This window comes from Oscillibacter sp. UBA6647 (genome assembly GCA_002455655.1).
Lineage (GTDB): Bacteria > Bacillota > Clostridia > Oscillospirales > Oscillospiraceae > Oscillibacter.
This window is the reverse complement of record DKLF01000073.1, coordinates 1-3437: the sequence shown is the minus strand read 5'-3', so window position 1 is coordinate 3437 and position 3437 is coordinate 1. Positions and strand designations below refer to the sequence as shown.

General features: G+C 60.8%; 3 protein-coding genes and 1 pseudogene. 2 read left to right on the top strand and 2 right to left on the bottom strand.

What is annotated here, in order from left to right; genetic code table 11:
• Nucleotides 1-95 precede the first annotated feature (95 nt).
• Together B2W96_RS05340 and B2W96_RS05335 are read left to right on the top strand one after the other, a co-directional pair.
• Nucleotides 96-437, top strand: a complete 342-nt coding sequence (locus B2W96_RS05340; RefSeq protein WP_293009253.1) for a PadR family transcriptional regulator — start codon at nucleotides 96-98, stop codon at nucleotides 435-437.
• A complete protein-coding gene (locus B2W96_RS05335) occupies nucleotides 371-1696 on the top strand; it encodes a permease prefix domain 1-containing protein (protein WP_293009252.1) in 1326 nt (441 codons plus the stop codon). Before B2W96_RS05340 ends, B2W96_RS05335 begins: the two co-directional genes overlap by 67 nt.
• 38 nt (nucleotides 1697-1734) lie before the next feature.
• Here the strand turns inward: B2W96_RS05335 and B2W96_RS05330 are convergent, their stop codons facing one another.
• Nucleotides 1735-2781, bottom strand: a complete 1047-nt coding sequence (locus B2W96_RS05330) for an NAD(P)H-dependent oxidoreductase (RefSeq protein WP_293009251.1) — start codon at nucleotides 2779-2781, stop codon at nucleotides 1735-1737.
• A pseudogene (locus B2W96_RS05325) lies at nucleotides 2778-3437 on the bottom strand (lactate dehydrogenase); the annotation flags it as partial. The gene B2W96_RS05330 and the pseudogene B2W96_RS05325, both read right to left, overlap by 4 nt.

Genomic DNA, 3437 nt, shown 5'->3' with positions numbered 1-3437 from the left:
GCCGACGGATACCCGGCGGCGCAGGTTTTGCTTGACATACATCGAGATACAAGGTATAGTGAAGCATCGAGATACGAGGTATAGGAGGAATTGCCGTGGAAAAGCGGAAGAATATGGAGCATACCGCCCTGCTGGTCTTGTCGCTGCTGGCGGGGGAGGATATGTATGGCTATCAGATGATTGTGGAGCTGGCCCGCCGCTCGGAGCACGCCTTCGACATGAAGGAGGGGACGCTGTACCCCATTCTTCACGGACTGGAGAAGGACGGGGCGGTGGAGGCGTATTTGCAGGAGGCCCCCACGGGGAGAAGCCGCAAGTATTACCACCTGACAAGAAGAGGGGCGGAGCGGCTGCGGACGGAGGAGGCTGCGTGGCAGACTTATTCCGGGGCCGTGAACGCGGTGCTTCGTTTCAAAACGGGCCTTGCCCCAGCGTGAAGACAGTGAACAGGCAGGAGTTTTGCGACCGGGTGGTGGCCTGCGTGCGCCATGCAACGCCAGAGGAGAAGGATGCCATCCGCCAGGAGCTGGAGGGCCACATGGAGGACCACGCCGCCGCTCTGACAGAGGTGGGCTATACAGGTGAGGAAGCTGAGGAGCGTGCCGCCGCCGCCATGGGAAACCCGGAGGAGATCGGCGCGGAGCTGAACCGGGCGTATCCGCTGGGCTGGCTGGTGCTGAGCCGGGTAAGCCTGATGGTGGCGGTGCTGCTGTGCGCTATATTTTTACTTACATCGCCGGGGCTGGAAAGGGTCTATGACAACCTCCAGGCTCGCCTCAACCCCCGCTTCGACGACTTTGACGGCAGAACCCGGTATACCTATGAGCGGGAGGTGGACATCCGGGCAGAGGTGGGAGAAGATATCCTGCGGATTTACAAGGTGGGGCTGGACGTAAAGCAGGACGGCGAGACGGGGGAGGTTTTCCTGGTTTTCTGCAACTATAACAAAAATTCCCTCGCCTATACCCCCAATGCGCTGGGGCTGTATGTTCAAACCTCTGTCCTGAAGGAGCCGGAGCGGCACTTTGACGGCGGCGGCACCGGCGGATCCGGCGCGTATTATAGATATTTGGCGAAGATTCCGGTCTCGCGGGCGGACGATGCGGTGGAGCTTTTTTACGACCGCTTCGGCAGGCGCGTCCGCCAAGAGGAGGAGAGAATGGGGACGGGACAAACCCGGGTGGTGCGGCGCATCAATGGGGAAAAGTGGAGCGAGAGCCTTTATTTGACCGCCAATGAAAAGGCGATCCTTCTTTCTAAGGTAAGTTTTCATCCGCTGGTCGGCTGGAACGGAGGGGCGGTGGCGGTTTTGGACTGTGATGGCTTGGGGGATTTCCAGGCCAGGGCAATGACTTGGCGGATCGGCGGCGAGCAGTTCACCCGCGTCATTGTATACGGCAGAACCAAATCCCCGGAGGCGCAGGGCATCCGGGTGGAGGGCCATTGGAACGAAACCGACGAGCAGACGCGCAATCTGCCGGAGGTGAAGTTTTCCGGCGGCCCCAAACTGTGGACGGACAAGGACGGCTGGCGGTATTTCTACATGGAAAAGCGCATCCCGGACACCCGGAACGGTGAGATGGCCTATCCCGAATGGATGACCGCCGACCTTCTGGACGGGGCGGGAAATACGCTGGGGCGGTACAAAGAGGACGTCATGGGCGATTACATGGAGTTCATCCCCGTGGAGGAATAGGCGACAAGCGGCGCGGGAGTTATCCCGCGCCGCTTTCCTTATTGTCTCAGGCAGGTCAGAATATTTGCCGCAAACCCGTCGAGTCTCTCATCAATTCCCGGCAGCTTCATAGCCGTGCCCGCATCGTTGGCCGTTTCCAGCAGGCAGAAATCCGGTGGCAGGTAAAAGCCCTTGTTCATACAAAGCGAGGACACCAACTGCCGTGCCACAAGGTCCCCGCCGGAGTACCCGGACACCACGATGCCGAAAATCGCCTTGTGGGCGAAGGAGGTAGTACGGTACAGCGCCGTCAGCCGATTCACGGCGGCGGTGAGATTAGCAGAGAGGGCATCGTTATAGTTGGGACAAAGGAGAATTACTGCGTCCGCTTCCCGGACGGCGGGATAGACCTCCTTGACAATTACGCCGCCATAAAAGCACTCTCCGCGCTCCCCAAAGTGGAGACAGGCGGAATAAAAGCAGCCCCGGCAGTCCGTCACCGTGCCGTTGCGCAGGCCAATTTCGGTGACGGTGCAAATATCCCCCAGCCGCTCCCGCACCCCGCTCCATAGAGCCAGCGTGTTGGACGTGCGGTGGCTGGAGGCATGAAGTGCCAAAAGCTTTGGCTTCTCTGATTTCGGAGGAGAGAAGCCCAGAATCCGCTCCGCCAAATCCCGGATAGCCAGACGGTAGGCCGCTTCCAAATTGCAGCCCGCATTTTTGGCCTGTACAGTAAAGTTTGAGAGGGACCCCACCGCTTCCACCAGCGGGCGGCCCGGAAAAGCGCAGCCTGCGCCGTTTGCCGCCAGTACCAGTTCCCGGGCGGCAGCTTTGGTATAGAGGTCTCCCGTGCCGTCCACTACGATACCTCCAACGCACCCCGCAAGAACTCCCGGATGGGTCCGCAAAAAAGCCAGCAGGTCGGAGTACCCGTGGTTCACGCCGCTTTCGTCCAGCGGAACGGCGAAGAGAAGCCGGTGGGTTTCCGGCGGGCCCGCAAGGGCTGTTACAATTTGACAGGGGATGCCCCGCAGTGCTTCCCGCAGGGCCGAAGCATATCGGTGGGAGGCGGTTTGACCGGGGCAGATCAATGTCAGCGCGCTCATAGAATCGCCTTCAGCGTAGTTTCCGTCTCCTTCAGGCGGGCGAACAGTGCGTCCGGCAGCTCCACGGATTCCGTTTCCAGCCCCTTGGGGGTGAGCCGGTTGCGCACGCCGAACCACACGCCCCCAAGGCACACGGACCCGCAGTGCCACTGGCCCCGCAAGGTCAGTAAAAGCTGCATGGCCCCGGAGGACACGGCGGGAGCAACAAAGGGCTTGAAGCCCAAATCCCGGATACGGAGATTGGCGGTTTTCACCAGTTCCGTTAACTCCCGGGAGATTTCGTCATCATACTTTTTCAGGGAGTTTGCAATGACAAGTCCCTCCCCGTGGGGTCCAAAGCTGCGCCCGTCGGACAGGAAGGAAAGGAAGCGCAGGTCGTTTTGGGCCAGCGCGGCAGCCCGGGCGTTCATCACGCCAAGCCCATAGCCCTGCACCTGCTCTGCCAAAAGTCCCATTCCGTCCCACTGTCCGCCGGGGCCGGTGTTGGACGCCAGATACGCCGCCTTGCACAGAGGGTCCACAGGGTCGGATAGAACGGCGAACAGCCCGTCGAACCGGGCCTCCCGCGCCTGTCGGGCAAAGGATTCCACCAAGGGGCGGTTGGCGGCAAACTGGGCCATCCGCACGTCCTGCACCTGACTGCCCACCGGAGGAAT

Bases quoted from the DNA above. Each gene is read 5' to 3' on its own strand.
- B2W96_RS05330 (WP_293009251.1), bottom strand. From the start codon at position 2,781: ATGAGCGCGCTGACATTGATCTGCCCCGGTCAAACCGCCTCCCACCGA.